We start from the raw sequence: 2,259 nt of genomic DNA, 5'->3' as shown, positions 1-2,259 counted from the left end.
ACCGATTCCGGAATCGAATTTTTCAGATTCTGCAAGTGATTAAGCGGCGCCAACGCACGACTCACACTCTCTTTATCAAAATCAGCAGGGAAATGATCCAGCGTAAAGCCACGATTCACAAGCTCGCCTTGCTCCAACAGCACATTCCCATTCTTCGCATCCCGAATATCGATAACCGTTTTCACATGCTCCGGCAGACTCTGCATTACGTCCTGCACGAACACAAGCGAAACCCCGTACTCACTCCATAAATATCAAAAAAAGTGCTAGAGAAGCCTCTAACACTTTAGTTATTCAATATTCGTCTTCATTCTAAGCTTCGGTTTAGTTAAGAGCTTATAAATTTTGTTCGAAAATGGGTTACCATTCCATTCCTCACTTCTTCCAATCACCATAAGTATCCTTTACAGCTTTATCCGAACAATATAGATAAAATTCATTAATAGTTGTTTCTAATTCTTCTTTCAAAACAACATTATTTAACCAATCTTCTGGTATATCTTTCATCTTATAGTACATTCCCGCTAATGAGCCCGTTATCGCAGCGATAGTATCTGTATCTGCTCCAAGATTCACCGCTAGTATAACTGCATCCCTAAACGAATCAGAATTACCAAAACTCCATATTGCAGCTTCGATAGAATGGACCAAATACCCATCAGAAAGTATTTCAGACCGTTCTGTGGCTAGAAAATCATCACTAAAGATTCTTGTGAAATGTGAGAGCTCTTGAATATATTCATGATTAGCATCAAAATTTTCATGAAAAAGCTCATAAATATCTTTTAATGCGTCCCGCAATGTTCTATTATGATATAGCCTTAGCAATAACTCTATATAAATAACTGAACCAACAACAGCACGAGGATGGGCATGTGTAATTTCTGTATACTCTTTAATAACTTTTACTTTCTTTAAAAAATCAAATTCATTGTGCATCAGAAAAACTAGAGGGGCTATTCTCATAATAGCCCCGTTACCATTATCCATTTCAGAACGACCACCACAATGAGCCGGGGCACTTCCTCCTTTATATCTTACAATTGAATCCATAGTTGTTCTTCCAATATCAAACATTTGACCAAATGGAGTACAGTAGCCTGATTCATAGTATGCATCAAATTTATCCATTAAATCTTTTGTTGTACCATTTTCTAAAATATTTTTTATTAAGCATAGTGTCAAAGAAGTGTCATCTGACCAAGTTCCAAGAGGCTGATTATATGTTCCATAACCAACCATATCATCGATAAAAAAGGTATCCCTTTCTTTAAATTCCACTGGCACTCCTATCACATCTCCAATAATCCCTCCAAATAAAGTCGGAATCAACCTTTTTTTTACATTTAACTTTAAGAACATTTCATTGTCGTCTTCCCATCGTTCTTTCAACTGTCTGCTTCTCATTTTACCCCTCCTATTTTTTTGAAATCAAATCAAAGACAATATTTATCTTGCCATCGATGCCCACATCAACACTCTTTATTAACATCTCTTGCCCAGCATTCAAGAGCAACTCGGCTTCACTTGGTACGTTACTTATATTCCCAATGTAGGCCCCTTCAGCGCCTTTAGGGACATTAATCTCCCAAGCAACATCAAAAAAATCAAAGGAGGATTCTTGAACAATTGCAGTACTAACGAAGCCATCATCCTTAATAGTTTTCCCAATTAAAGAGTCATAGTTGAAACTACCATCTTTTCCAATTTCAATTATATCCTCAAAAGGTCGCATATCTGTGCCACGGTATACTTGTACATCATGTGGAACACTAGATTTGCCAAGTCCCGACTTAATATTATCAATAACACTAGGTTCAATATCATCCAAAGAATCACTTATCCCTCTGAGATAGGAATTAATCTTCCTATAATCAGAACCCGTATACTGTTGAATTGCACTTTTTTCAGCACTTGATAATGAATCAAGCCACTCTGAAAAATGGGTGTCTCCCCATCGATGTGCATCATCTACACTTGTTATAGCACCTTTTATAGATTCAATATTTTTAGAGGTAAGTACCGCCTCATCCGCATTCCTTACAGAGCCAATACCAATATCTCCAAACCCATCCGCAACCAAACGCTCGCCACCAAAATTCAAATTCCGCATATTATCCCCGAAACTCGCCGTCCTTTTCTTCACGGTGGTCAAGCCTTCTTGTGCCGTATGCTTCACGGAACTCGCCACATCACTTATAACCCGCGGCACATTCCGAATCCGCTCTGCACTCTCACGCAATGCTTGTTTTCCCATCG

2 protein-coding genes and 1 pseudogene are annotated in these 2,259 nt (G+C 38.3%); all 3 read right to left on the bottom strand.

The genetic code is table 11. The features are described from left to right. Positions 1-245: pseudogene (locus tag HCJ66_RS15725) on the bottom strand (hypothetical protein); the annotation flags it as partial. Positions 246-375: 130 nt separating this feature from the next. Further along, positions 376-1,407, bottom strand: a complete 1,032-nt coding sequence (locus HCJ66_RS15720; RefSeq protein ID WP_187133995.1) for an ADP-ribosylglycohydrolase family protein — start codon at positions 1,405-1,407, stop codon at positions 376-378. 10 nt (positions 1,408-1,417) lie between these two features. Continuing rightward, on the bottom strand, positions 1,418-2,259 hold an 842-nt coding region (locus HCJ66_RS15715), incomplete at its 5' end, for an ADP-ribosyltransferase (RefSeq protein WP_246438758.1).

The organism is Paenilisteria portnoyi, from assembly GCF_014322795.1.
Lineage (GTDB): Bacteria > Bacillota > Bacilli > Lactobacillales > Listeriaceae > Listeria_A > Listeria_A portnoyi.
Note: the sequence above shows the minus strand (reverse complement) of the source record. Positions and strands in the feature narration are given on the sequence as shown.

Coding starts and splice junctions, on each gene's coding strand:
- HCJ66_RS15720 (WP_187133995.1), bottom strand. CDS start 1,407: ATGAGAAGCAGACAGTTGAAAGAACGATGGGAAGACGACAATGAAATG.